This window comes from Streptomyces sp. TRM68367 (genome assembly GCF_014495685.1).
Taxonomy (GTDB): Bacteria; Actinomycetota; Actinomycetes; order Streptomycetales; family Streptomycetaceae; genus Streptomyces.
On record NZ_JACTVI010000009.1, the window covers coordinates 16,276 to 39,425 of the forward strand.

The 23,150-nt window shown below is 71.4% G+C and carries 20 protein-coding genes and 1 pseudogene; 13 read left to right on the forward strand and 8 right to left on the reverse strand.

The genetic code is table 11. The annotated features are described in order from the left end of the window. Window positions 1–8 precede the first annotated feature (8 nt). Entirely contained in the window at window positions 9–1,457 is a 1,449-nt protein-coding gene (locus H8R17_RS09185) for a PAS domain S-box protein (RefSeq protein WP_187822655.1), read from the reverse strand. Window positions 1,458–1,799: 342 nt separating this feature from the next. Between H8R17_RS09185 and H8R17_RS09190 the strand changes: the two genes are divergently transcribed. After that, window positions 1,800–4,226 (forward strand): SpoIIE family protein phosphatase, encoded by a 2,427-nt coding sequence (locus H8R17_RS09190; protein ID WP_187822656.1) that lies wholly within the window; start codon window positions 1,800–1,802, stop codon window positions 4,224–4,226. Between the two features lie 279 nt (window positions 4,227–4,505). Here H8R17_RS09190 and H8R17_RS09195 read toward each other — a convergent pair whose 3' ends face one another. Next, window positions 4,506–4,787 (reverse strand): DUF1876 domain-containing protein, encoded by a 282-nt coding sequence (locus tag H8R17_RS09195; RefSeq protein ID WP_187822657.1) that lies wholly within the window; start codon window positions 4,785–4,787, stop codon window positions 4,506–4,508. Between the two features lie 103 nt (window positions 4,788–4,890). After that, window positions 4,891–5,124 (reverse strand): annotated as a pseudogene (locus H8R17_RS09200) (nicotinate phosphoribosyltransferase); the annotation flags it as partial. Between the two features lie 313 nt (window positions 5,125–5,437). Here H8R17_RS09200 and H8R17_RS09205 point away from each other — a divergent pair. From H8R17_RS09205 to H8R17_RS09215, 3 genes are all read left to right on the forward strand, one after another. Then, window positions 5,438–5,647 carry a hypothetical protein gene (locus tag H8R17_RS09205; RefSeq protein WP_187822658.1) on the forward strand — a complete coding sequence of 70 codons (210 nt, stop codon included), beginning with the start codon at window positions 5,438–5,440 and terminating at the stop codon, window positions 5,645–5,647. A gap of 104 nt (window positions 5,648–5,751) precedes the next feature. Next, window positions 5,752–6,636, forward strand: a complete 885-nt coding sequence (locus tag H8R17_RS09210; protein WP_187822659.1) for a universal stress protein — start codon at window positions 5,752–5,754, stop codon at window positions 6,634–6,636. 483 nt (window positions 6,637–7,119) lie between these two features. Further along, window positions 7,120–7,830, forward strand: coding sequence for a GntR family transcriptional regulator (locus H8R17_RS09215; RefSeq protein WP_316959357.1), 711 nt, complete (start codon window positions 7,120–7,122; stop codon window positions 7,828–7,830). 50 nt (window positions 7,831–7,880) lie between these two features. Here H8R17_RS09215 and H8R17_RS09220 read toward each other — a convergent pair whose 3' ends face one another. From H8R17_RS09220 to H8R17_RS09230, 3 genes are all read right to left on the reverse strand, one after another. Further along, the gene (locus tag H8R17_RS09220; RefSeq protein WP_187822660.1) at window positions 7,881–8,843 is read right to left on the reverse strand and encodes a threo-3-hydroxy-L-aspartate ammonia-lyase; all 963 of its coding nucleotides are present in this window, start codon (window positions 8,841–8,843) and stop codon (window positions 7,881–7,883) included. A gap of 10 nt (window positions 8,844–8,853) precedes the next feature. Continuing rightward, a complete protein-coding gene (locus H8R17_RS09225; RefSeq protein ID WP_187822661.1) occupies window positions 8,854–9,528 on the reverse strand; it encodes a transcriptional regulator in 675 nt (224 codons plus the stop codon). Window positions 9,529–10,261: 733 nt separating this feature from the next. Next, the gene (locus tag H8R17_RS09230; RefSeq protein ID WP_187822662.1) at window positions 10,262–10,681 is read right to left on the reverse strand and encodes a cold shock domain-containing protein; all 420 of its coding nucleotides are present in this window, start codon (window positions 10,679–10,681) and stop codon (window positions 10,262–10,264) included. A 201-nt stretch (window positions 10,682–10,882) separates the two neighbouring features. Between H8R17_RS09230 and H8R17_RS09235 the strand changes: the two genes are divergently transcribed. Beyond that, entirely contained in the window at window positions 10,883–11,848 is a 966-nt protein-coding gene (locus H8R17_RS09235) for a D-2-hydroxyacid dehydrogenase family protein (RefSeq protein ID WP_187822663.1), read from the forward strand. Between the two features lie 190 nt (window positions 11,849–12,038). On the opposite strand, the gene H8R17_RS09240 is transcribed toward H8R17_RS09235, so the two are convergent. Together H8R17_RS09240 and H8R17_RS09245 are read right to left on the reverse strand one after the other, a co-directional pair. After that, the gene (locus H8R17_RS09240; protein WP_187822780.1) at window positions 12,039–12,299 is read right to left on the reverse strand and encodes a hypothetical protein; all 261 of its coding nucleotides are present in this window, start codon (window positions 12,297–12,299) and stop codon (window positions 12,039–12,041) included. Window positions 12,300–12,579: 280 nt separating this feature from the next. Next, window positions 12,580–13,221 carry a hypothetical protein gene (locus H8R17_RS09245; protein ID WP_187822664.1) on the reverse strand — a complete coding sequence of 214 codons (642 nt, stop codon included), beginning with the start codon at window positions 13,219–13,221 and terminating at the stop codon, window positions 12,580–12,582. Between the two features lie 471 nt (window positions 13,222–13,692). Between H8R17_RS09245 and H8R17_RS09250 the strand changes: the two genes are divergently transcribed. Genes H8R17_RS09250 through H8R17_RS09285 form a run of 8 tightly spaced genes read left to right on the forward strand, consistent with a single transcriptional unit; the run spans window position 13,693 to window position 23,140 of the window. Beyond that, entirely contained in the window at window positions 13,693–14,907 is a 1,215-nt protein-coding gene (locus H8R17_RS09250) for a glycosyltransferase (RefSeq protein WP_187822665.1), read from the forward strand. After that, entirely contained in the window at window positions 14,904–16,394 is a 1,491-nt protein-coding gene (locus H8R17_RS09255) for an exopolysaccharide biosynthesis polyprenyl glycosylphosphotransferase (RefSeq protein ID WP_187822666.1), read from the forward strand. The genes H8R17_RS09250 and H8R17_RS09255 overlap by 4 nt, the downstream gene beginning before the upstream one ends. Before the next feature lie 5 nt (window positions 16,395–16,399). After that, window positions 16,400–17,719, forward strand: a complete 1,320-nt coding sequence (locus H8R17_RS09260) for an O-antigen ligase (protein WP_187822667.1) — start codon at window positions 16,400–16,402, stop codon at window positions 17,717–17,719. Then, on the forward strand, window positions 17,716–19,365 hold the full coding sequence (gene murJ, locus H8R17_RS09265; RefSeq protein ID WP_187822668.1) for a murein biosynthesis integral membrane protein MurJ: 1,650 nt from the start codon (window positions 17,716–17,718) through the stop codon (window positions 19,363–19,365). The genes H8R17_RS09260 and murJ overlap by 4 nt, the downstream gene beginning before the upstream one ends. Continuing rightward, a complete protein-coding gene (locus H8R17_RS09270) occupies window positions 19,349–20,134 on the forward strand; it encodes a polysaccharide deacetylase family protein (RefSeq protein ID WP_262505143.1) in 786 nt (261 codons plus the stop codon). The genes murJ and H8R17_RS09270 overlap by 17 nt, the downstream gene beginning before the upstream one ends. Window positions 20,135–20,142: 8 nt before the next feature. Next, window positions 20,143–21,318, forward strand: coding sequence for a glycosyltransferase (locus tag H8R17_RS09275; protein WP_187822669.1), 1,176 nt, complete (start codon window positions 20,143–20,145; stop codon window positions 21,316–21,318). A 5-nt stretch (window positions 21,319–21,323) separates the two neighbouring features. Continuing rightward, window positions 21,324–22,016, forward strand: coding sequence for a lipopolysaccharide biosynthesis protein (locus tag H8R17_RS09280; protein WP_262505144.1), 693 nt, complete (start codon window positions 21,324–21,326; stop codon window positions 22,014–22,016). Further along, complete coding sequence (locus H8R17_RS09285; protein ID WP_316959358.1) at window positions 22,013–23,140, forward strand: GNAT family N-acetyltransferase; 1,128 nt, start codon at window positions 22,013–22,015, stop codon at window positions 23,138–23,140. The genes H8R17_RS09280 and H8R17_RS09285 overlap by 4 nt, the downstream gene beginning before the upstream one ends. Window positions 23,141–23,150: the final 10 nt, after the last annotated feature.

Consider the following 23,150-nt stretch of genomic DNA (forward strand, 5'->3'; position numbering starts at 1 on the left):
GGATTCCCCTATTGCGGCCGGGCCACCGGAAGCGCGAAGGAGAACACGGCTCCGGCGGGTTCTCCCTCCGCGGCGGAGATACGCCCGCCGTGCCGGGTGATGATCCGGTGGCTGAGCGCCAGCCCCATCCCGCTGCCGTTCACCTTGCCGGTGAACACCCCGTCGAAGATCCGGTCCCCTGGGATTCCCCCGAGGCCCTGCCCGTGATCCCGTACGACGAGTTCGGCCCACGCCCCGTCCTGGGACAGCCGGGTGGCCAGCTCCACCCTGCGCCGCTCGGGCGGCCAGTTAGTCATCTCCTCTATGCCGTTGAAGGCGAGATTCATGACGACCTGGCCGATGAGGACGTTCTCGCAGCGCACCGGCAGGGGCTCGGCGGTCAGATCGAAGTCGAGGTGTACGGAGTCACCTTGGGCGCGCAGATCGATGAAGTACCGGCAGTCCTCGACGATCGCCCCGAGATCGGTCAGCTGGTCGGCATGTTCCAGTCGGCCGACGTACTGCCGCAGGCTGTCGAGGATCCTGCTCGCCCGTTCGATCTGTCTTTTGGCGTTGTCCAGTCCCCAGATGACGGAATCAGTGTCGGCATCGGTCCCGGGGTCCTGCGCCAGCAGCCGTCCGCGTGTGCCTTCCACGAAGTTGTAGGCGGCGGCGATCGGCTGGCTGACCTCGTGCGCGATGGCCATTGCCATGTCCCCCATGGCGTTGTACCGGGCCAGATGGTTCAGGCGCTGGGTGTCCCGGCGGTGCTCCTCCTCTTCCAGCACCCGGTCGGTGATGTCGTAGAAGAGGAGCAGATGGCCTCGGAGGTCGCTCTCGATGTCGATGTACTGACGGGTGACCGCGTACCAGCGGGGCGCACCGCCCGGTTCGGCGAAGCGATAGCGGCCTGCCTCGGCCGGTACGGCCCCGTCACGGCAGTACTCCGTGAAGTCGGCCCCGTGCAGGCTGGGACCGAGCTGCTTGGCAGCCGACTCGCTGGCGAAGATGACCCGCCCGTCGTCGTCCAGCACGACGATGCCCTCGGCGAGGCTCGCCAGGAAGGCCCGAAGCCTTCCCTCGGTGCGGAAGAGGTCACGCCGGACGGCCTTCTCCTCCTCGATGTCCCGGAACTGGACCATGATGACCCTCCGGGACGCAAGGTCGACCCGGATGGCGATGGCCTCGGTGAGGATCTCTTCGCCGCGCTTCGAGCGGTAGCACCACTCGGTGGCGCTGACCCCGTGCTCGACGGCCCCGTGCAACCAGCGATGCCCCAGCTCACGGCTGTACTGCTGGGCGTTCCTGCTCATGTCCGGCGCCTTGAGCGGCTTCAGCTCGTCGACGGTCCAGCCGAGCAGTGCGCAGGCCGCGTGGTTGGCCCAGAGGATCTCGTACGTGGCGGCGTCGTGGATCAGCACGCAGTATTTCAGGGACTGGACGAGGTCCCGGTAGTCGGCCAGTTCAAGATCTTTCATCGGCCCTCCCGGCACAGCGGACACAACCGCAGACGGGGCGCGACACGGCGGCCTTGGATCCAGGCTTGGTGGGTCTTGTGCTGCCGCGCTGATCGGGCCCTCGTCCTGTACCGCGTCTTCCGCGTCGGGGCCGTAGCCAACAGTTGAGTCCGAAAGGCTGGCGGGGCCCCTGGGAGAGGCACTACGACGTGTCTGATCGCTCGTTTTCTCTGGGCGGTAAGCTGATGAAAGAGCCTATCACCGTGCTTCTCCAGGTTTCGGTGGATCGTCCGGAAATTTGGTGCCTTCCTGGGAACCCGTGGACAGCCGATGTGGTGCCGTGCGGGAGTGGGGTGCGCCTCGATGAACGACTCAGACGCCGCGGAAGACGGCCGCAACCGGCCGTCGTCTTCCACCGCTGCTGCGATCACGGTGGGCGGCGACGGCATGGTCACCGCGTGGAGTACGGGCGCTCTGCGGCTCCTGGGATACGCCGCCGAAGAAGTCGTGGGACGGCCGGTGGGGGAGCTCGTTGCGGACGGTGACGGGCCTCTTCCTAGGGCCTGGGACGGGTGGGCAGGAGAGCTGACCTTCTGGCATCAGAATCACCGACGGGTCACGCTTTCGGCGTGGAGGTACGCACTCTCCTGTCCGGGAGACGATGCCCAGTGGCTGCTGATGCTAGCCCAGCCGGACGAGGCAGCGGCTTCGTCGTCGGCACTCCATGACGAGGTGGCGATCCTGGACTGGCTGTTCGAGGATGCCCCGGTGGCCCTGACCGTCTATGACACCGCACTACGGTGCGTGGGCCAGAACGCCGCGATGAGCCGCATGGTCGGCATGTCACAGCGGGAGCGTCTCGGACGGCAGCTCACGGACGTTCTGGCCGGCCCGGATGCCGGACGGTGGCAGCGCCGCATGCGGCAGGTACTGAAGACCGGCATTCCGGCCGAGGGCTTCATCGTCCGGGGACGCACCCCGGCTGACCCCGACCACGATCACGTCTTCTCGGCCGATGCCTCCCTGCTGCGCGGCCGGGCCGGACTGGTGCTCGGGGTGTGCGCCACGGTCCACGACGTCACCGCACAGCACCTGTACCGCGAGCGGCTCGCCATCCTCAACGAAGCCAGTACGGGCATCGGCAGCACGTTGGACGTGGGGAGGACCGCAGAGGAACTCGCCGGTGTCGCCGTCCCGCGTCTGGCCGACTTTGTCAGCGTCGATCTCCTCGAGCCCTTGCTCCGGGGCGACGAACCCGGCCCGGTCACCGACGGAGCTGTACTGCGCCGGATGGCCCACAAGTCGATCCGCGACGGCACTCCGGAAGCCGTGGTCAGACAGGGCGAGATCGACATCTACCCCTGGGACTCACCTCCGGCCCGCTGTCTGGTGGCCGGAGCGCCCGTGCTGTTGCGGACCATGGACCCCAGCATCGCCTCGTGGTTCGCGGACGATCCGTTGCGCGCCGCGAGGGCGGAGCAGTATGCATTCCGTTCCTGGCTGCTGGTACCGGTGCGGGCGCGCGGCACGACTCTCGGGGTGACGGTCTTTTGCCGGTCCCGAAACGAGCCGTTCGAACGGGAGGATCTCGACCTCGCCGAGGAAATCGTCACCAGAGCGGCGATCAGCCTGGACAATGCCCGCCGCTTCACCCGGGAACGCACCGCCTCCCTCACTCTGCAGCGCAGTCTGCTTCCGCAGCAGTTGCCACGTCAGTCCGCAGTGGAAGCCGCGTTCCGGTACCTACCAGCAAGCTCCCGGTCCGGTGTCGGAGGCGACTGGTTCGACGTGATCCCCCTGTCCGGGGCGCGGGTGGCCCTGGTCGTGGGAGATGTGGCGGGGCACGGCCTGCACGCCTCCGCTTCCATGAGCCGCCTGCGCACCGCGGTACGCACACTCGCCGATGTCGACCTGACCCCCGACGAGCTGCTCACCCAACTCGACGACCTGCTCAGCCACCTTGCCGCCACGGAAGTCACCGACGCGGCCGAGACGCCCGTGCAGGACACCTGGGCCACTTGCACGTACATGGTCTACGACCCCGTCTCCAGAATCTGCTCCATCGCCAGCGCCGGCCATCCTCCCCCCATCCTCTTGACCCCGGACGGCGTGGCCACCTTCCTCGACGTGGCGGTCGGTCCACCCATCGGTCTGGGTGGGCTGCCCTTTGAAACCACCGAACTGCGTGTGCCGGAGGGCAGCGAGATCGCCCTTTACACCGACGGACTGATCGAGTCCCACACCGCGGACATCGACGACGCACTCCGAAGGCTCAGAGACACCATCGCCCGGCCGGCGCCCTCACCGGAAGCGCGGTGCGACGCCGTCCTCGACGCACTGCTGGCCGGTCCTCCCGCCGACGACGTGGCTCTGTTGATCGCCCGTACCCGTGCCCTTCATGAGGACAAGGTCGCCGCCGTCGAGGTGCCTGGGGATCCCGCCGCTGTGTCGGGCACCCGTTCCTGGGTCATGGACCGGCTCGAGGCGTGGGGACTGACGGACATGGGCTTCGTCACCGAACTGGTCGTCAGTGAACTCGTCACCAACGCCATCCGGTACGGAGCCGCACCCGTCCACCTGCGCCTGATCAAGGACACCGCGCTGATCTGCGAGGTCTCGGACGCCAGCAGCACGGCTCCCCATCTGCGCCGGGCACGCGTCCTCGATGAGGGCGGCCGTGGCCTGCTGCTGGTCGCCCAGCTCACCCAGCGCTGGGGCACCCGGCAAAGCCGCAGAGGTAAGACCATCTGGTGTGAGCAACCTTTGAGCGTTGCCACCGCGCTGCCGTGAGAGCGCAAGCAACTGCCGCTGCATGAGGCGCGCTTTTCTGAGCTAAGCCAAGACACGGAAGAACAGCAGGCAGAACGCGAGCACCAGGCGCACACCGGCCAGCGTCGCCCCGCCGCCCCCGCGGTACCGGACCCCGACCGTCAGTGGTGGCTCGTAGGCTGCCCGCATGTCCGAGCACGGCGAAGCACACGCTGACGAGACAGTCCTGCGGGCCGCCAGCGCGTTTGCACTCTCCCACCGGTCGGCACGGGCATCATCCATGTCGGCCTCCTCCGACGATCACACGGCCCATCCGGGGGCCTGGCGGGTGGTCGCCGCCGCGCCCATGCGCTCGATGTCGCGCTCGGCGGCGTCCAACAGCTGCTGGGCGAGGTCGCGCATGGCCCTGCCAGCCGCCAGTTCGTCGCCGATCTCCGGCACCTTCGTGTCCGCCGGATGGCAGTGCGCAACCCCGTGGCCGGTGAGGGCTGCGGCCCCGGTGTCCAGCACCACGCGCGCCGTCGTCGTTCCCTCGTCCTCGACGAGGTGGAGACGGACCTTCCATTCCGTCGTCTGCTGCATCGCCGGCTCCTCACTTCGGTACGGACCGGTGTGATCCGGATGTGGCACCCGGGAGGCGAGTGCGCTCAGCCGCTCGGGGGCCGTCGCACGGGCGCTACGGGGGCAACGGTCTGCCCTCCTCGGGTGGCTGCTCGTCGGCCAGGCCGATCACGTCGGCGTAGCCGCGGCGGCGGAACACCTGTTTCGGGCCGGGCGCCGTCACCTTCGCCGAGGAGAGCTTCGTCACCGGCCGTCCGTCGTACTCATCCAGTTTGCAGGCGGAGTCCACGTACGGCGCGTCGGCCGAGACTCCGACGCGGGTGCCGACCGCGCAGGTGTCGATCGGCGCTGCCGAGCGGGCCCGGGCTGCCGGCGGAGGGGCATCCGGCGCGGGTGCTGCAGCCCATGGCGGTCACCCGCTGGCTGGTGATCCTGCGCTGCGGCGCGGCTGCCAACAGGTTCCGTCCGCCCTAGCATGGAGCCCAGGGCAGGAAAGAGAAGCTGCGCACCTGGCTGCACACGCTCCGCGACTCATCGACGTGCCCGGATCGCTCCCGCAGTCACCGACCGAGCTCAACGCACGCGGCGCCGCGCTCAGTCATCAGGTGCAGGTCATTGACCGGCCGCCGAGTGGCGGCCTGACCTGTCACCCACTTCGTAAGGAGCATGACATGACGCAGAACCGTTCAGCTGAATCCGATGCCGCGCCCGGGCCGGAGGCCCGATTGAGCCGACTGGAAGCACAGGTCGCGACCCTGGCCGAGGCCGTCCGGGTACTCGCCCGAGGGCTGGAGAACATCCCGTCGGAGGACGTTTCGCCCAAGGAAGCGGAACGCGGCGCACGTCTCGCCCACGAACTCCTGCTCTCCCAGGGCCTGTAGACGCACCGTCGCGCCGGAGGAGATGGAGTCGGCCGCGGTGACCGGCGGCTGCACCGGCCGGTACCGGGGTTGATGTGCCGGTCGAAGAAACCACGGAGTCGGCGATGACGCATGCACATGGACGTAAACCGATCGTGGCCGGTGTCGACCCCGATCCGGGGAGACGCACGGCGCTCGTCTGGGCTGCCGACGAGGCGGCCCGACGGCGCCTGCCCCTGCTGCTGGCCCTCGCGCAGAACGTGCCGACCCCCGGGTACCGGCCGACAGGCGGGCGGCCGTCCTGGGAGAAGTGGAACGAGGCGCTGCACGCGACAGGAGATCGCGCGCTGAAGGAGGCGGTCGCCTTCGTCGAGTCCCGGTATCCGCAGGTGCGGGTGTCCGGGCTGCTGGCGGAGGGGCATCCGGCGTGGGTGCTGCGCGAGCAGGCGCAGAACGCCACACAGGTCGTGCTCGGTTCCTGGCACCTGAGTGCTGTCCAGGAGCTGTTCACCCCCGCCGCCGTCGCTCTGCCGCTCATCGCCCACGCGCCCTGCCCCGTGGTGGTCGTACCGGAGCCGGAACACAGCGCCCAACTGCAGCCGTACTTCGTGGTCGGGGTCGACGGCAGCCCGCAGTCCGCCAGCGCCGTCGACTTCGCCTTCGAGGAGGCCGCCCTGCGCGGCGCGGCCCTGCGGGCTCTGTACGTGTGGCACCCTCCACGGCTCGGCGTCCTCGACAAGCAGGCGGCTGTCCAGGAGTGCCGCAGGCTGCTGTCGGAGACGGTCAGCGGGCGTACGGTCGCTCGTCCCGAGGTGGAACTGCACCATGACGTCGTGCAGGGCCACCCGGTACAGGTCCTTACCAAGGCGTCCGAAGACGCCCTCGGCCTGGTCGTGGGCACCCGCGGTCACGGCGGCTTCACCGGCATGCTGCTGGGCTCCGTCAGTCAGGGCGTACTGCACCACGCACGCTGCCCGGTCATCACCGTCCCGCATGCGCACGACCAGTAGCCCACCAGTCTGAGAGGGTGCGTTCGTTCAGGGTGACGAGGGCCTGCCCGAGCATGCCGGTGCGGGACGGTAGCCGACATGACCGGGACGATCCATCCGGCGTTGTGGACGGACGCTCCCGTGTCGCCGCGCGCCGCGTCCACGACGGTGACGGCTGGGCGTCCCGTGCGAGCCGGTGGGCAGTGGCCAGTCCGATCACGCCGCGCCGACGATCACGTCGAACTCGACGCCGTCCTGGAGGAGTCGGGCGAGATCATCCACGCGCTGCAGGCCGGTGCCCTCGCCCAGGAGGCGGTCACCGAACTCGGCACCGCCCTGACCGCCCCGCCGCGGAGTACCGCGAGCGGACCGTGTTCAAGTCCGTCGGCATCGCCGTGCAGGACTGGGCCGTCGCCCGCCTGCTGGCGGTTAAGGTATTACACCTTACATTCCTCGACAAGGGTGCTCTTCGACGGTCCGGGCGTTCCGTGTTATGCATAAGACGTGACCATTCCGCGCCCATCCACCGGCCCATCCACCGGCCTCGCCGACAGCCCCAAGCTCAAGTCCGTCAGCCTTCGGGAGCAGGCGCGGGAGGCGGTGCGGACCCGGATCGTACTGGGGCAGATCGAGCCGGGGCAGGTGGAGAGCGTCATCAACGTGGCCGCGACGCTCGGCGTGTCGGTCACCCCCGTACGCGAAGCGATCATGGACCTCGCCAACCTCGGCATGGTCGAGATCATCCGCAACCGCGGCTTCCGGGTCCCGGAGCTCACCGACCACGACCTCGACGAGATCTTCCGCATCCGCACGATGCTCGAAGCATCGGCCATGGCCGACGTCGTCCAGGCCCTGGACGGGGCACCCGTCCCGCGCTTCCGGCAGCTCGCCGAGCAGATCACCGAGGCCGCACGCGACGGCGACCTCGTCTCCTTCCTCGACCGGGACCGGCAGTTCCACCTCGGCCTGCTCGAACTGCTCGGCAACCGCCGCCTGGTGGCGATGGTCGGCCAGCTGCGCGACCAGGCCCGCATGCAGGGCCTGCAGAAACTGGCGGACCAGGGCGAGCTGACCCAGTCCGGCGAGGAGCACATCGCGATCGTGGACGCCATCGAGACGGGTGACAGCGAGCTGGCCACCGAGCTCATGCGCAAGCACCTCGCCCACAGCCGCGGCATCTGGGCCGGCCGGGCCGAGACCGAGGGTGACGACTGAGCGGCGAGGCGCCCGCCGTTTGACAGGGGCTGCGTACTGACCCCCGGCGGTCAGCCGCCGACGAGTTCGGTGAACCGCCGGATGTCGATGTTGCCGCCGGAGGCGATGACACCGATCCGCCGCGGGGGATTGTCGATGTGCCCACCCATGAGGGCGGCCAGGGCCGTGGCACCGCTGGGTTCGAGGACGATCTTCAGACGGTCGAAGGCGAACCGCATCGCGCCGATGATCTCCTCGTCACTGACCAGCGTGACGCCTTCCACCAGGCGCTGGTTGACGGCGAACGTGATCTCGCCGGGCGTGGGCAGGGCCTGCCCGTCGGCGATCGTGCGCGGCACGGGGATGGTGACGCGTTCGCCGCTCGCCAGGGAGCGCCTGGTGTCGTCGCCCGCTTCCGGTTCCACGCCGATGACCCGGATGCCGGGGTGCAGGGCCTTGGCGGTGGTGGCGCTGCCGGCGATGAGGCCGCCGCCCCCGACGGGCACGACGAGGGCGTCGAGTGCGCCGGTGTCCTCGAAGAGTTCGAGCGCGGCGGTGCCCTGGCCGGCGATGACATGCGGGTGGTCGTAGGGCGGGATCAGGGTCAGGCCCCGGTCCGCGGCCAGGGCCTCGCCGAGCGCGGTGCGGTCCTGGGCGTAGCGGTCGTAGGTGACGATGTCCGCGCCGTATCCCGCGGTCGCCTCCCGCTTCGAGCGGGGCGCGTCCTCGGGCATCAGGATGACGGCGCTGGTGCCCAGTTCCCGGGCGGCCAGCGCGGTGGCCTGGGCGTGGTTGCCGGAGGAGTAGGCCGCGATGCCCATGGCCAGCTGCTCGGGGGGCAGCTGGGCGGCGGCGTTGTAGGCGCCGCGGAACTTGAACGCGCCGACCCGCTGGAAGTTCTCGCACTTGATGAACACCTCGGCCCCGACGAGGGAGTTGAGGGTGCGGGAGGTGAGGACCGGGGTGCGGTGGGCGATGCCCTTGAGGCGCGCGGCGGCCTCGCGTACGTCGTCGAAGGAAACGGGCAAGGTCATGAGCGGCCCTTCACCTGGCGTAGTTGTAGACCGTCGCCCGGGACACGCCGAGCAGGTCCGCGATGGTCTGGGCGGCGTCGCGCGAGTCGAAGTAGCCGTCCCGGTGCAACTGCCGTACGAGCGCCTTCTTGTCCTCCCGGCTCAGCGACCGGGGCGTGGCGCCCCGCTCCGCCGCCAGCGCCTCCACCGCCCGGCGCAGCTCGCGGGCGGTACGGTCCCGCAGCGTCTCCAGCGGCTGCTCACGGTGCTCGGTGTCCGTGGCCACGAGGTTGGACAGCGCCAGCGTCACGGGTGACAGCACGGACACGTCCAGGTTCAGGCACAGCGCCGCGATGTACTCACCCGCGGCGTTCTTGATCCCGATGGACGTGCTCTTCGCCGGCCGGCCGTCGGGGAACTGGTTGGGATAGTTCTGGATCACGCTGGGATAGTCGGGGTCCTCGATCCGGGCCAGGCCCAGCTCCGTGACCGAGTCCCCGACCTCGCGGCCGGAGAGGTTGTTCTCGATCGCCCGGATCGCGTGGTTTGGATCCCGCAGGTCGTGCAGCACGACCTCACACAGCCCCGGGAACATCCGCCCCAGCGCGACAGCGATCTTCTCGGACTCCCGGATGAGATGCTCGTCCGCCTCGACCGAGCCCGCGGCAACGGCACCCTCGCGCCCGCCATCGGCGACGTGTCCCACGGGATCCCCTCCCCACTCACCTTAGACCAACCGTCTACGCCTAGACACAGAGTCTAGCTCGATCTGGAGGCTGCGCAAGCCTTGGTGCTGTAGAAGAGGACGTCTCTCGCACACCGCTCGCGCTCCCCACCAGGCCGCTACGACGGCCGGTGCGACACGGCGGCCACACGGATCAGCTCCTCCGGCTCACCGGGCTCCCAGTTGCCGGGCCGCACCAGACGGCGCGCGTCCGTCCGGCCCGCTCCGTCGGAGACGACGACCGGTAGGGGTGCCGGGTGAGGCGCGGCGAGCTGCTCCGGGACGACGAAGGAAGACGAAGCAGGCGCCGCCCACGATCGCGTCGGTGCCCGTGCCGAGGGCCTGCGACAGGCGTACGAGGATCCGGGGCGTCTCACCCGGCGGCGTAGGCAGGGCCCGGAGGGGATACGCCGCTGCCGAACGCCGGCACCCTGCCGGACCGTGTTGCATTGCTGCCGTCGGCATCGGAACGCATCGGCACCGGAACACATTCGAGGAGCGGCATGCTGTGGATCGGCATCGTCCTGGCGGTCCAGGGATTCGGGTCATTCACCACCGAAAGGATCTGGACACGGAATTCGGTTTCACGGCGCTGCTGCCGAGGGCACGCCGTCATGGGCGGGTCTCGCGATCGGCGGCCTCGGACTGATCGTCATCGCGATGACCCCCGCACGCTCCCGTAATTCCGCGCACAACTGAGCGCGGGCCGAACGCCTCAGGGGGTCAGCCACCCCCGCGACCTGGCCAGCTCGATCACACAGCTGCGGACCTGCCTGATCTGCACGGCGGTCAGCGTGTCCACCGAATCGACCAGGGCGTCGGTCAGCTCGCCGCGGAAGTCCTCGATGCTCTCGCTCTCCCCCGCGAGATGCCCGTCCGCCGGCTCGCCCGCCACGGCGGGGCGGGAGGCGACACGGTTCACGGAGGGCTGGTAGACCAGCCGGATCTGCGAGGCCTTCGGGCCCTTTTCCCCCACCTCCAGGAAGAACTCGACCTCACTTCCCTCCTTGTAGAGGTACTTTTCGTCGAGCAGGTCGTTCGCGTGCATGAAGACGTCTTCGCCCGGCTCCGACGGGGCGATGAACCCGTACCCACGGACCTCGTCAAAACGCAGAACTTTGCCGGTCATCAACACAGCCCACACCTCCAACGCCAACACAGCAAGTACAGCCGAGGCCGCCCCACGGGCAACCTCGACCGCGAAATGTACCCAGCTTCCGCAAATTTTGCGAGCCCCGGCTTCCCGGCACGGACGGTACGGAGCGGACCGCACGTCGGTCCCGCGGGCCGGTCTCGTATGGTCAGTCTCCCGAACCGGCCGTGGAAAGGGACCGACGTGCGGCTGCGCTGTGCTGTGCTCGACGACTTCCAGCAGGTGGCGACCGAACTCGCCGACTGGTCACCGGTCGCCGACGACGTCGAAGTCGTCGCCTTCGACACCCACTTCACCGACGAGGACGCCCTGGCCACGGCCCTCGCCGACGTCGACATCGTGGTCACCCTGCGCGAGCGGGTGCCGTTCCCGGCCACCCTGATCGCCCGCCTGCCCCGCCTGAAGCTGCTGATCGCCTCCGGCATGCGCAACTCGGTGATCGACTACGCCGCCGCCGAGGCGCACGGCGTCACCGTGTGCGGCACGGCCAGCTCCTCCACCCCGCCGGTCGAACTGACCTGGGCCCTGCTGCTCGGCCTCGCCCGCGGCCTCGTCGAGGAGAGCACCGCCCTGCGCACCGGCGGCCCCTGGCAGTCCACCGTCGGCGCGGACCTGCACGGCCGCCGCCTCGGCCTGCTCGGCCTGGGCAAGATCGGCAGCCGGGTCGCGCAGGTCGGCCTCGCCTTCGGGATGCGGGTCAGCGCCTGGAGCCAGAACCTCACCAAGGAACGCACCGACGAGATCGGCGTCGACCTGGCCCCCTCCAAGGAGGACCTCCTCGCGAGCAGCGACTTCGTCTCGGTCCACCTCGCGCTCGGCGACCGCACCCGCGGCCTGCTCGGCCCCGCCGAACTCGCCCTTCTCAAGCCCACCGCCTACCTGATCAACACCTCGCGCACGGCGATCGTCGACCAGGACGCCCTGCTCGCCGCCCTGCACGAGGGCCGGTTCGCCGGCGCGGGCGTCGACGTCTTCGACGTCGAGCCGCTGCCCGCCGCACATCCGATGCGCACGGCACCCCGCCTGCTCGCCACCCCGCACCTCGGCTATGTCTCCCGCGCCAACTACGCGACGTACTACGGCCAGGCGGTCGAGAACATCCGGGCATACCTGACCGGTTCGCCCGTGCGACTGCTGCGGCCCAACTGAGACGTACCGCCCGTGTGATCTCCTGAACATTGGCAACCTCGTCGCTGCCAGTCAAAGGGCCGATCCCGCATACGGCGGAATCGGCCCCGAGACGGTCACGTGCGCACGGTCCGGCAGCAGGACCCGGGTCGGCAATCCGAGCGAAGTCCCGAGTTGGACAAGCGCCCGAACCTCTCAGTTCTGCCGGTTCTCAGCCCAGCAGCTGTCCGTTGCCCTGCGTGGTGAGGCCGCCAGTCGCCTTCTGGACGGTGTTGGGCTTCAGAAGGTTGTTCGTGCGGACCAGATCCGTAGCGTCCTTCCCCCCCACGTTGATGCCATCGGCGACGTTGCTCACCGTTCGATTGAGGTCGGCGGGCCTCACCCCGGCACCGTCCAGGGCGACAGCGGGCGCGGCGAAACCGGCCACGGCCAGAGACCCGGCGACGACGGCGGCAGCCTTCAGAGACTTCATCGCGTTCCTTTCTTCGGCAACCCGAAAGTCACCAGCGGCAATTGTTTCACCTCCCCCAACGAGCCCCGAACGCCGTGGAAACCCCGAACACAGAAGGTTCCTGTTCTCCGCAGGAAATCTCACCCGAATGACGGGCGTGTCTTATCCGCGTTTCTCATCCTCCTATGAACACGGGAGATATGAATCCGTCCGCAGGAAGGACGTCGTACCGACCACAACAGGGTCGGTACGACGTCCGGGCCGAGCTGCGTCTGCTTCGCCTCAGGCACAACTCCGTTTTTCAGGAAGGCTGATACACCGGCAAGGGCAGGCCAGAACCCCCCAGGAGGGCGGCGACGACGCCCGCGAGCTTGGTCGCAACGTCCGTGGCCGCGGCAAGGGCGCCGGCCAGGTCGCCGGACGTGGCGGCGGCGACCAGGGCGTCGACCGCTGTCTGCAGTGCATCGAGCGCGTCGTCCACGGCGTCGGCGAGTTCCCTCGCACCTTCACCCACCGTGCTCCCTGTCAGCAGCGGCGGCACGGCCGCAGGGTTCGTCGAGGTCGTCGGCGTGGTCGGCACCGCAGGCAGCGTCGTGGCAGGGGGCGTCGTGCCGGGGGTCGCCGGAGTCACCGCAGCCGCCGCGACCATGGCGATGGCGGACTTGGCCGAATTCCCGAGTCTGGCTGCTTCCGTGGCGGACAGCCGGCCGTTGTCGGCCTTGAGCACGGCGTCCACCAGTGCGGTGACGGGGGGTACCACAGCGCCGATATGACCCACCTGCTGGACCTGCCGCTGGAGGGTGGCCGCGTCGGGGGCGGGGGCGGCCTGTCGCGCCCGGTCGCGCGCCGCGTCGTCCGCCAGGGCGGTGGGAGCCGCGACGCCGAGCAGAAACGCGGCGCAGAGTGCGGACGTCGCGATGCGCCGTCCGGAGGGTGCGGGCATGGAAGTTCCTTTCGCAAGAGTGCGTTGGGTCTTGGGGCAACCCTCAAATCGGCGTCGACACTCCGCAACCGGACGAGCACTTCATGTGATCATCCAATCAGGTGAGGCAGGGCATCGCCACTGGTGAGCCGCCCTGTTGGGCCCCACGGCTCCGCCCCGTTCGGCGCAGCGCCCGGACGGCACGGGCTACAGGCAGGCGCGGCGGGCAGGACGCCCGGTTGTGACGGCCGGCGGGGCTCTCCGCCCCAAGGTGGAAATATTCCGCCATGCATATCTTTTGCAAGATATCGGACGTGCTCCGGGGTAGAGTCACGCGTCATCAATCAGCAGAAATGCATATGTTCTTCGTGAAAGGGCAAAACCGGTCATGCGTCACGCCCGGGGTCTTTCCACTGCGCCACGCACGCGGATCCGCCTGTCCAACGGCCCGTCAGGGCGGGACATCCGCCCCTCACTTCGTCCCGCACGGTGATGACCAGCCGGCCTCCGGGATCGTCGCGCAGCGCGACGCGGCCGGGAACTTCGCCACACATCCTCCACGTCACGCAGCCGGTGGACGGCGGCGTCGCCCGCGTGGTCACCGAACTGGTGCGTGCGCAGCGTGCGGCCGGTTTCGGCGTCACGGTCGCGTGTCCCGACAGCGGCCTCGCACAGGCGCTGCGAGAACTCGGCGCAGGCGTACGGCACTGGCACGCCACACGCACGCCGGTGTGGTCGCTTCCCGGTGAGACGTGCCGGCTTGCGCACGTTGTGGACGAGGTCAGGCCCGACGTACTGCACGCGCACAGTGCCAAGGCCGGGCTCGCCGCCCGGCTGGCCGTACGGGGGCGGATCCCGACGGTGTTCCAGCCGCATGCCTGGTCGTTCGAGGCGGTCGGCGGGGTCACGGCGGCGGCTGCCGTCGCGTGGGAGCGGTGGGCGGCGCGATGGGCTGCCCGCGTGGTGTGCGTCAGCGAGGCAGAGCGCGCCAGAGGTGTGCGCGCCGGTGTCCGAGCCCACTGGCAGGTGACCCCCAACGGGGTCGACCCGGTGCGTTTCCACCCCACCGCCGTCACCGGCCGACGGGCTGTTCTCGCACCGTTCGCCGGCCTCGATCCGGCCGCTTTGCTGGTGGTCTGCGTGGGGCGGCTGTGCCGGCAGAAGGGTCAGGACGTGCTGCTTCAGGCGTGGTCCTCGGTGCTGCGTCGGGTGCCCGAGGCTCGGCTGGCGCTCGTGGGGGACGGGCCGGAGGAGGGGCGACTGCGGCGCCGCGCACCCGAGGGCGTGCTGTTCGCCGGTGCCGTCGCCGATGCCGTGTCCTGGTACCAGGCCGCCGACCTGGTGGTGCTGCCGTCCCGTTGGGAGGGCATGGCGCTGGCACCGCTGGAGGCAATGGCGTGCGGACGGCCCGTGGTGGTCACGGACGTGACCGGGGCGCGCGAGAGCCTGCCGCCCGGTCACCGGGCGCACTGTCTGGTTCCCGCCGGCCGACCGGACCCGCTGGCCGACGCGCTCACCAGGTTGCTGCTCGATCCGCCCCTGCGCGAGTCGCTCGGCCACCAGGGGCGCCGCCACGTACTGACCGCGCACGACGTGCGGCGCTCGGCCGAGGCCGTCGTGGCCCTCTACCGCGAACTACTCCGCTCCGGGCGCACGGTGGCCCTTGGCGCGGAACACACCGAGTGCAGGGAGTCCATCCGCTCGTGACCGTCGAACGTACCGTCTCTCCCCCCGCAGGCCAGCCGCCGAAGCAGAAGCAGAAGCAGAAGCAGGGGTACCCCCCCATCCCGGTCCTGCCCCCGCGCGAAACCGGCGAGGGTCTGCGGCTGCCCGCCGGGCAGCGGACCGCGGCGCGGTGGGCCCCCGCGCTGCCCCTGCTCGCCACGGATACGACCGCCGCGCTCGTCGCCGCCTCGGCCCTGCCTCACCTCCTGCTCACCGTGCCGCTGCTGCTCGCCGCCCTCTGGCTGAAGGCACGCGCAGCGCTGTACCGCCCCGCCGCCGTGCCCGCCGTCCTGGACGAACTCCCCGCCGTCTGCGCCCGGATCGCGGTGAGCTGGTGCGCCCTCGCGGCCCTGGTCGCCGGCCTCTCCCCGGCGCACGCCCTGTCCGCCCGTACGCTGCTGACCGGCTGCGTCCTTCACTCGGCGGCGAGTTGCGCGGGCCGCGGCGCGGTGCACTGGCACCGTCGCCGGACACTTCTCCGCCGCCCCGCAGCGACCCTCGTCGTCGGCCCGGCCGCCACCGCCCAGCGTGTGGCCGCCGCCTTCCTGCGCCACCCCCCATGCGGCCTGAGACCTGTGGGGGTGCTCGCTGACGACACGACCGGTGGTGAGGGGCTGCCAGTGCTCGGCACCGCCGAGGAGGTGCAGCGGGCCGTCACGCAGAACAGCGTCGGGGCCGTGCTCGTCGTGGGCTCAGCAGGTGAACACGACTGGCTGCTGGGCGAGTTGGCCGATGCGGGCTGCGCGCTCTGGGAGGTCGAGGCGGACGCGCCGGGGTACGACCGGACGGTGCGCGCCGTGTACGACGAGACCGGGCGCACGGCCCTCGGCCGATCCCGGCGCGAGCAGATCGCCGGCTTCTCCTGCCGCCGCCTGGACACCCGCCGGCACGCCGGCAGCGCCGCCAAGCGTGCCCTCGACGTCCTGGTCTCCGGGACCCTGCTCCTGCTCGCCGGCCCGGTGCTGCTCCTCTGCGCGGTCGTGCTGCGGGTCAGCGAGGGGCCGCAGGTCGTCTTCCGCCAGGAGCGCGTAGGCGAGGACGGCCGCCTCTTCACGCTGCTGAAGTTCCGCACCCACCGCCCGGCCGACCCGGACGAGGCCGCGACCCGCTGGAGCGTGGGGGACGTACCGGACATGAGCCGCTTCTGCCGCTTCCTGCGCCGCACCTCGCTCGACGAGCTGCCCCAGTTGTGGAACGTCTGCCGCGGTGACATGAGCCTGGTCGGGCCGCGCCCGGAACGCCCGTACTTCGTCGCCAGGTTCAGCCAGGCCCACCCCGGTTACGCCGCCCGCCACCGCATGCGGACCGGCATCACCGGACTCGCCCAGATCCACGGGCTGCGCGGCGACACCTCCATCGAGGACCGCGCCCGGTTCGACAACGCGTACATCGACCACTGGTCGCTGTGGCAGGACGTCTGCATCCTGCTGCGCACGGCTGCCGCACTGGTCCGGACGACGGGGAGCTGAGCACCGTGAGCCACGCATACGCCCCGTCCGCCGCGCGCGGGCTGCCGCCCGTCCTGCCGGTCGTCGCCGTGATCGCCCTGCTCGCACTGCCCGTCGTGCCGGACGCCGAGGGCGGCGCGAGCCCCGCCGACGCCGCATCCGGTGTCGTCGTGTTGTGCTGCGTGGTGCATCTGCTGCGGCACCGTCGACGCCCCCTGTCGCGCACCGCCGCCGTGGTCCTGGGCCTGCCCGTGGTCGGCTTCGCGGTCGCGGCGGCGGGAGCCGCCACGCCGGGCGCGGCCGTCATGGGCTTCTGCCGTTATCTGCAGATCTTCGTCCTCGTCCCTGCCGCGGTCCTGCTGCTCGTCCGCGACCACCGCGATATCCGGCTGCCCGCCTGGTCGCTGGTGGGGCTCGCCCTGTGGCAGGGAGCCATCGGGGTGCACCAGTACGCCACCGGGACCGGCGCCTTGTACATGGGCCAGGAGGTCCGCGCCGTCGGCACCTTCGGCCCCGGCGACATCATGGGAATGGCGACCGTGGTCGCCTGCGGGCTGGTGTGCGCGGTGGGGCTGGCGCTGGGGCCCGCGCCGGTACGGCAGCGCGCATGGGCCATGGTGTGCGCGGTGCTGCTGGTGGTGCCGCTGGCGGTGTCCTTCAGCCGGGGCGCGTGGATCGCGACGGCCCTCGCCTGTACGGGGCAGCTGCTGCTCGCGGGTGTACGGCGGGCGGCGAGGGTGGGCGCGGCGGTGGCCGCCTTCGCCGTGATCCTCGTCGGCGGGTTCGGCGCCGGCTCCGCACTGCTCCAGGAGAGGCTCAGCAGCATCGGGCAGATCGCCGACGTGCCCGACCAGTCGGTTTCCGACCGGTACGCGCTGTGGGCGGCGGCCGCCGGCATGTGGCGCGAGCAACCACTGGCAGGCGTCGGCCTGAAGGGCTTCCCCGACCACCGCGACGGGCACGCCTCACTGGCGCTGTCGTCGGGCAGCGACACCGGGGGTGCGGGCGCGGCGTACCGCAAGCAGCCGCTGCTGTCGCCGCACAGCATGTACCTGCTGGTGCTCGGCGAGCAGGGAATCATCGGGCTGCTGACACTGGCGGGGAGCTGGCTGGCGCTGCTGGTGCTGGGGCTGCGCAGGCTGGCCCGCGCCCGGAGAGCGAGGGCCCCCGGCCTCGACTGCGCGCTCGTCGCCTGCGGCCTGCTGGTGTGGCATCTGGTCAACTTCGCGTACTCCGACATCGGCGGACCGGCGACCGTCCTCACCGCCGTCTGCCTCGGGCTGACGGCGTGGTGGGCGCTGGCCGGTCCCGACCCGGCCGTCTCCGAGGAGGCTGCGGCACGATGACGGTCACCCCACCACGGGCCGGGGAAGCCACCGTCCCCCCGACCCGCGCCGGCAGCGACGGCCCGGCCCTCGGCGGCACCGGACCCGTCTCGTCGGGCTTCCTCGCCAGGGCCGCCCTCGTCACCGTCGGTCTCTCCCTGGCCGGTGCCCTGCTGGGCCTCGGCCGGGACCAGGTGCTCGCGCACCTGTTCGGGGCCGGGAGCGAGACCGACGCCTTCCTGGTCGCCTGGACCGTCCCGGAGTTCGCGGCGACGCTGCTGATCGAGGACGGCCTGGCCTTCGCACTGGTACCGGCGTTCAGTGCGGCCGTGGCCTGCCGCGCCCAGGGCCACGCGGGCGACCCGGTGCGCGCCCTGGTGCGCAGCACACTGCCCCGCCTGGCGCCGGCGTTCGCCGTCCTGTCGGTGTTGATCGTCTGCGCGGCCCCGTACCTGGTCGAGGCGCTGGCTCCAGGGCTGGCGAACCCCGGGTTCGCAGTGGACTGCACCCGGCTGACCGCCACCTGTGTGCTGACCTTCGGCCTGGCCGGTTACTGCAGCGCGGCCCTGCGCGCGCACCACCGGTTCGTCGCGCCCGCGGCCATCTACATCGCCTACAACGCCGCCATCATCGCGGCGATGTTCGTCTTCGGCGCCCGCTGGGGCGTACGGGCGGCGGCGGTCGGCGTTGTGCTGGGCGGGGCACTGATGATCTTCACTCAGCTTCCCTCACTGCTGCGTCAGTTGCGCGAAGGGCCGACGGCCACCGCCACAGAAGCGGCAGCCAGGGAGGCTTCCCGGCGTGTCATGAGCCTCGCCCTCATCGGCACCGTCCTGCTCTTCGCCGTGTGCCGCCAGTCCCAGGTGCTCATCGAGCGCTTCCTGGCGTCCACGCTCCCCTCCGGGGCCATCTCGCATCTGAACTACGCCCAGAAGGTGGCCCAGATGCCGATGGTGCTCGCCCTGATGCTGTGCACGGTCACCTTCCCGGTCGTGGCGCAGGCGCTGGCCGAGGGCGACATCAAGCGGGCCCGCGACCGCGTGGAGCGTGACCTGGCGGTGGTGTCGTACGTCGTCCTGCTCGGCACCGCGGCCGTCGTGGCGTGTGGCCCGCAGCTCGTCCATCTCCTGTTCCAGCGGGGCGCGTTCACCGCACAGGACACCGCCGCCACCGCCGCTGTCATGCGCGTGTACGCACTCGGGCTGCTCGGCCAGGCGCTGGTGGGCGCGCTGGTCCGGTCGTACTTCTCCATGGGGCGGCCCACCTGGTACCCGGTGGCCGCCATGACCGCCGGCATCGTCGCCACGACGTGGATCGGCGCGGCGACGGTCGGCTCATGGGGCGTGCTGGGAATCGCCGCGGCCAACGCAGCCGGCATCACCCTCACCGCCCTGATCCTGCTAAACGGACTGGAAGGGCGCAGCGTGCCGATCCGCACCCGGCGGGTGCTGGCCGGGATGGGCAGACCGCTGCGCGCGGCGCTGGTCGCCTGTGGCGTGGGCTGGTCCTGCGCGAGCAGCATCGCGTCCCCCGCCCTCGGACTCACGGCCGGCGGCGCGGCCGTGACGGTCGTCTTCCTGCTGCTCGCCCGCACTCCGGGCGAACAATCCCTCGTCCCCCTGCTCCGCACCGTCCCCCGGAGGCTTCGCGATGCCCGTGTCCGCTGACCCCGCGCCGTCACCCCGCCCCGCACCCGATACGCCCCCGCGCAGACCCGGCCCGCCCCCGTGGGTGGCGATGTACCACTCCGTGGGCGACTGCTCCGACGACCCGTACCGCATTGCCGTCTCGCCCCACCGCCTGGACCGACAGCTCCGCTGGCTGCGCCGCCAGGGACTGCGCGGCGTCGGCGTGCGCGAGTTGCTCGCCGCGCGCGCCCGGGGCGCGGGGCAGGACCTGGTGGGGCTGACCTTCGACGACGGGTACGCCGACTTCGTCGTGCACGCCCTGCCCCTGCTGCGCCGCCACGGCTGCGGCGCCACCCTGTTCGTGCTGCCGGGCAGGCTGGGCGGCGACAACACCTGGGACCCGCTCGGCCCGCGCAGGCCGCTGCTGTCGGCGGACGGCATCCGGCACGCCGCCGCCGAGGGCGTTGAGATCGGCTCGCACGGCCTCACCCACGTCGACCTGACCCAGGCCGACGACGCGCTGCTCCACGCCGAGGTACGCGACAGCGGAGCCCTGCTCTCCGAAGTGACCGGTGCTCACGTCCACGGCTTCTGCTACCCGTACGGGAGACTCGACCGCCGCGTCGTCGACGCGGTACAGGCGGCTGGCTACTCCTACGCCTGCGCCACCGGTCCCGGCGACCTGGCCGGCCGCCACGCCCTCCCCCGCTTCCATGTCGGCGAGCGGGACACGGCCTGGCGGCTGTTCCTCAAGCACCGGCTGCATCGCTTGCCCCGGCTGCGCCACCGCACCATCGAAGGGGTGTGAGCCCCGCGATGCCCGAGTTGAAGGCCCTGCACGTCATCACCGGCCTCGGCGTCGGCGGCGCGGAACAGCAGCTCCGGCTGCTGCTGCGTCACCTGCCCGCCGACTGCGACGTCGTGACGCTCACCAACCCCGGCGCGGTTGCCGAGGGCCTGAGGGCGGACGGCGTCCGCGTGTTCCACCTCGGCATGACCGGCAACCGCGATCCGTCCGCGCTGCCCCGCCTGGTCCGCCTGGTCCGGTCCGGCGGCTACGACCTCGTGCACACCCACCTCTACCGGGCCTGCGTGTACGGCAGGATCGCCGCGCGCCTGGCGGGTGTGCGGGCCGTGGTGGCCACCGAACACTCCCTCGGCGACACGCAGATGGAAGGCCGGCCCCTGACCACCGGCGTGCGCGCGCTGTACCTGGCCGGCGAGCGGCTGGGCCGCGTCACGGTCGCGGTCTCGGCCACGGTGGCGGGCCGGCTCCGGCGCTGGGGCGTACCCGAGTCGCGGATCAGGATCGTGCCCAACGGCATCGACGTGGCGCGCTTCCGCTTCGACCCGGTCGTGCGCGAGCAGACCCGCCGCCGGCTCGGGCTGCCGGACGGCGCGTACGTCATCGGCGGCATCGGCCGACTGACCGCGGGCAAACGGTTCGACGTCCTGATCGGCGCACTCGCCCGCCTGCCCGCGGACTGCTGGCTGGTGCTGGTGGGCACGGGCCCGCGGGACAGCGTGCTGCGGCGCACCGCCCGGCGGGCGGGGGTGGCCGGCCGGGTGTTGTTCACGGGCGAGCGGCCGTACGTACCCGACGGCAGCCCCGGCCCGGACCTGCCCTCGCTGGCCTCTGCCATGGACGTACTCGCCTCGCCGAGCTCGGAGGAGGCGTTCGGGCTCACCGTCGTGGAAGGTCTGGCGGCAGGGCTGCCGGTGCTGTACGCCTGCTGCCCGGCCGTCGAGGATCTGCCGCACAGCCTCACCGCCGGGGCCTGCCGGGTACGGGGCGGCGTGGACGCGTTCGCCCGCGCCCTGGCCGAAACGCGCGCCCTGACCGGCACCGGCCGGTCGCTCCCGGCACACCGCCCCGCCTCCGCCACCGCCCGCCACTACTGCATCACGCGCAGCGCCGCACGGCTCATGGACGTGTACGCGGCCGCTGTCTCCTGCCCATCCCCGTCACCCCTGGAAGTGACCACCCGATGAACCCCATGACCTCCACGACAGAATCCCAGGCATCCCAGGCATCCCAGGCATCCCCGGCACCCGCGACCCGGCGCCGTCCGGTACTGCGGCGCCTGAGGTCGCTGTCACCCTCGTTGCTGCTCGTGGCCGGCGCCCTCGCCGGGGGCCTCGCCGGCGGCGCGTACGGTGCTCTCACCCCACCCGCCTACTCCGCCACGGCGTACGTCGTCGCCGTACCGACCGGGAAGTCGGACCCGCAGGCGGCGCTCGGCCTCGCCCAGGCGTACGGCCGGGTCGCCACGCAACTCGCGGTTCTCGGGGACGCCCAGGTGTGGGCGGGCGTGCCGGTGAGCACGCTGCGCGAGAACGTGCGGTCGGCGACCTCCCCGGATGCTCCGATGGTCGCCGTGACCGCCACCGCCGCACGCCCCGACCTCGCCGTCGATATGGCCGATGCGGTCACCCGTGCGCTGACCCGGCACGCCGGCCGCACCAAAAACGCCACGCAGGTCGAACTCCAGCGGTTCTCCCGCGCCGTCAGGCCCTCCGAGCCGTCGTCGGCACCCCCGGCGCTGACCGGCCTGGTGGGCGCGAGCGCAGGCGGACTGCTGGGCGGCCTTGCCCTGCTGGTCCGCCCGCGGCGCACCGCCGCCGACGGCACGCTCCCTGCCGCCGTGCCCGGCCCGGCCACCGCCGCCGACCCGCATCGACGGCCGTGAGCGGGGTCCCGGGCACCCGCAGTCGCACCCTGCGGGTCGAACTGTGCACCGACGAGCGGGAGTTCGCCGCGCTGGGCCCGGCCTGGGAACGGCTGTACCGCACGTGCGGTGCGGCGACGCCGTTCCAGAGCTACCACTGGCTGCACTCCTGGTGGACGACGTACGGCAGACCCGGCCGACTGCGGCTGGTGCTGGTGCGCGACGGCGGCGAACTGCGGGCGGCCGCGCCGCTGATGCGGGTCGGGCGTCCGCTGCCCCGCCTGGTGCCGTTGGGCGGGGCGATCTCCGACTTCGCAGACGTGCTGCTCGACGACGACCACGCCGACCGGGCGGCGACCGTGCTCACCGAGGCCCTCTCGGCGGCCGCCCGCACCGCGGTGATCGACTTCCGCGAGGTACGGCCGGGCGGCGCGGTCGAGCGCGTCTACGAGCACTGGCGGGGTCCGCGCCGCCGGGTAAGGGACTCGCTGTGCCTGGATCTGCCCGCCGTACCGCTGGAGGAGCTGGCGGTCCGGCTCTCGGCGGCGAAGGCCCGGCGGGTGCGCGCCAAGATGCGCAAACTGACCGCCCTGGGCGTGGCGCACCGGACCGCTCCCCCCGACGAGGTGAGCGCGGCGCTACGACGGCTCCTTGCCCTGCACCGGTTGCAGTGGCAGGGCCGCGGGGTGACGCGGGAACACCTCCGGGAGCGGTTCGCCGCGCACCTCGTGCGCGCGGTCGGCCCGATGGTGCGCGCCGGCGACGCCGTGGTCACCGAGTTCCTGCTGGACGGCAAGGTGGTGGCCGTCGACCTGACCCTGCTGTCCGCGCGCCTGGCGGGCTGCTATCTGTACGGCGCCCATCCGTTGCTGCGCGAGCGGAAGGCGGACATCGCCGTGATGCTGCTGGATGCCTCCGCCCGGCGCTCCGCCACCGGTGAGCGCGGCACGCTCAGCCTGCTGCGGGGCGACGAGCCGTACAAGCACCAGTGGCACCCGGAGCCCGTGGTCAACCAGCGGTTGCTGCTGGCGCGGCGGCGCACCGCCCCACTGCTGTCGGCGGTCGCCTGCGAGGTCGCCGCGCGCAGCCGGGGCAGGGAATTCGTGCGCAGTTGGAAGGAACGCGGCGCCGGCGGCGGGAGCTGAGCCTCCCGCC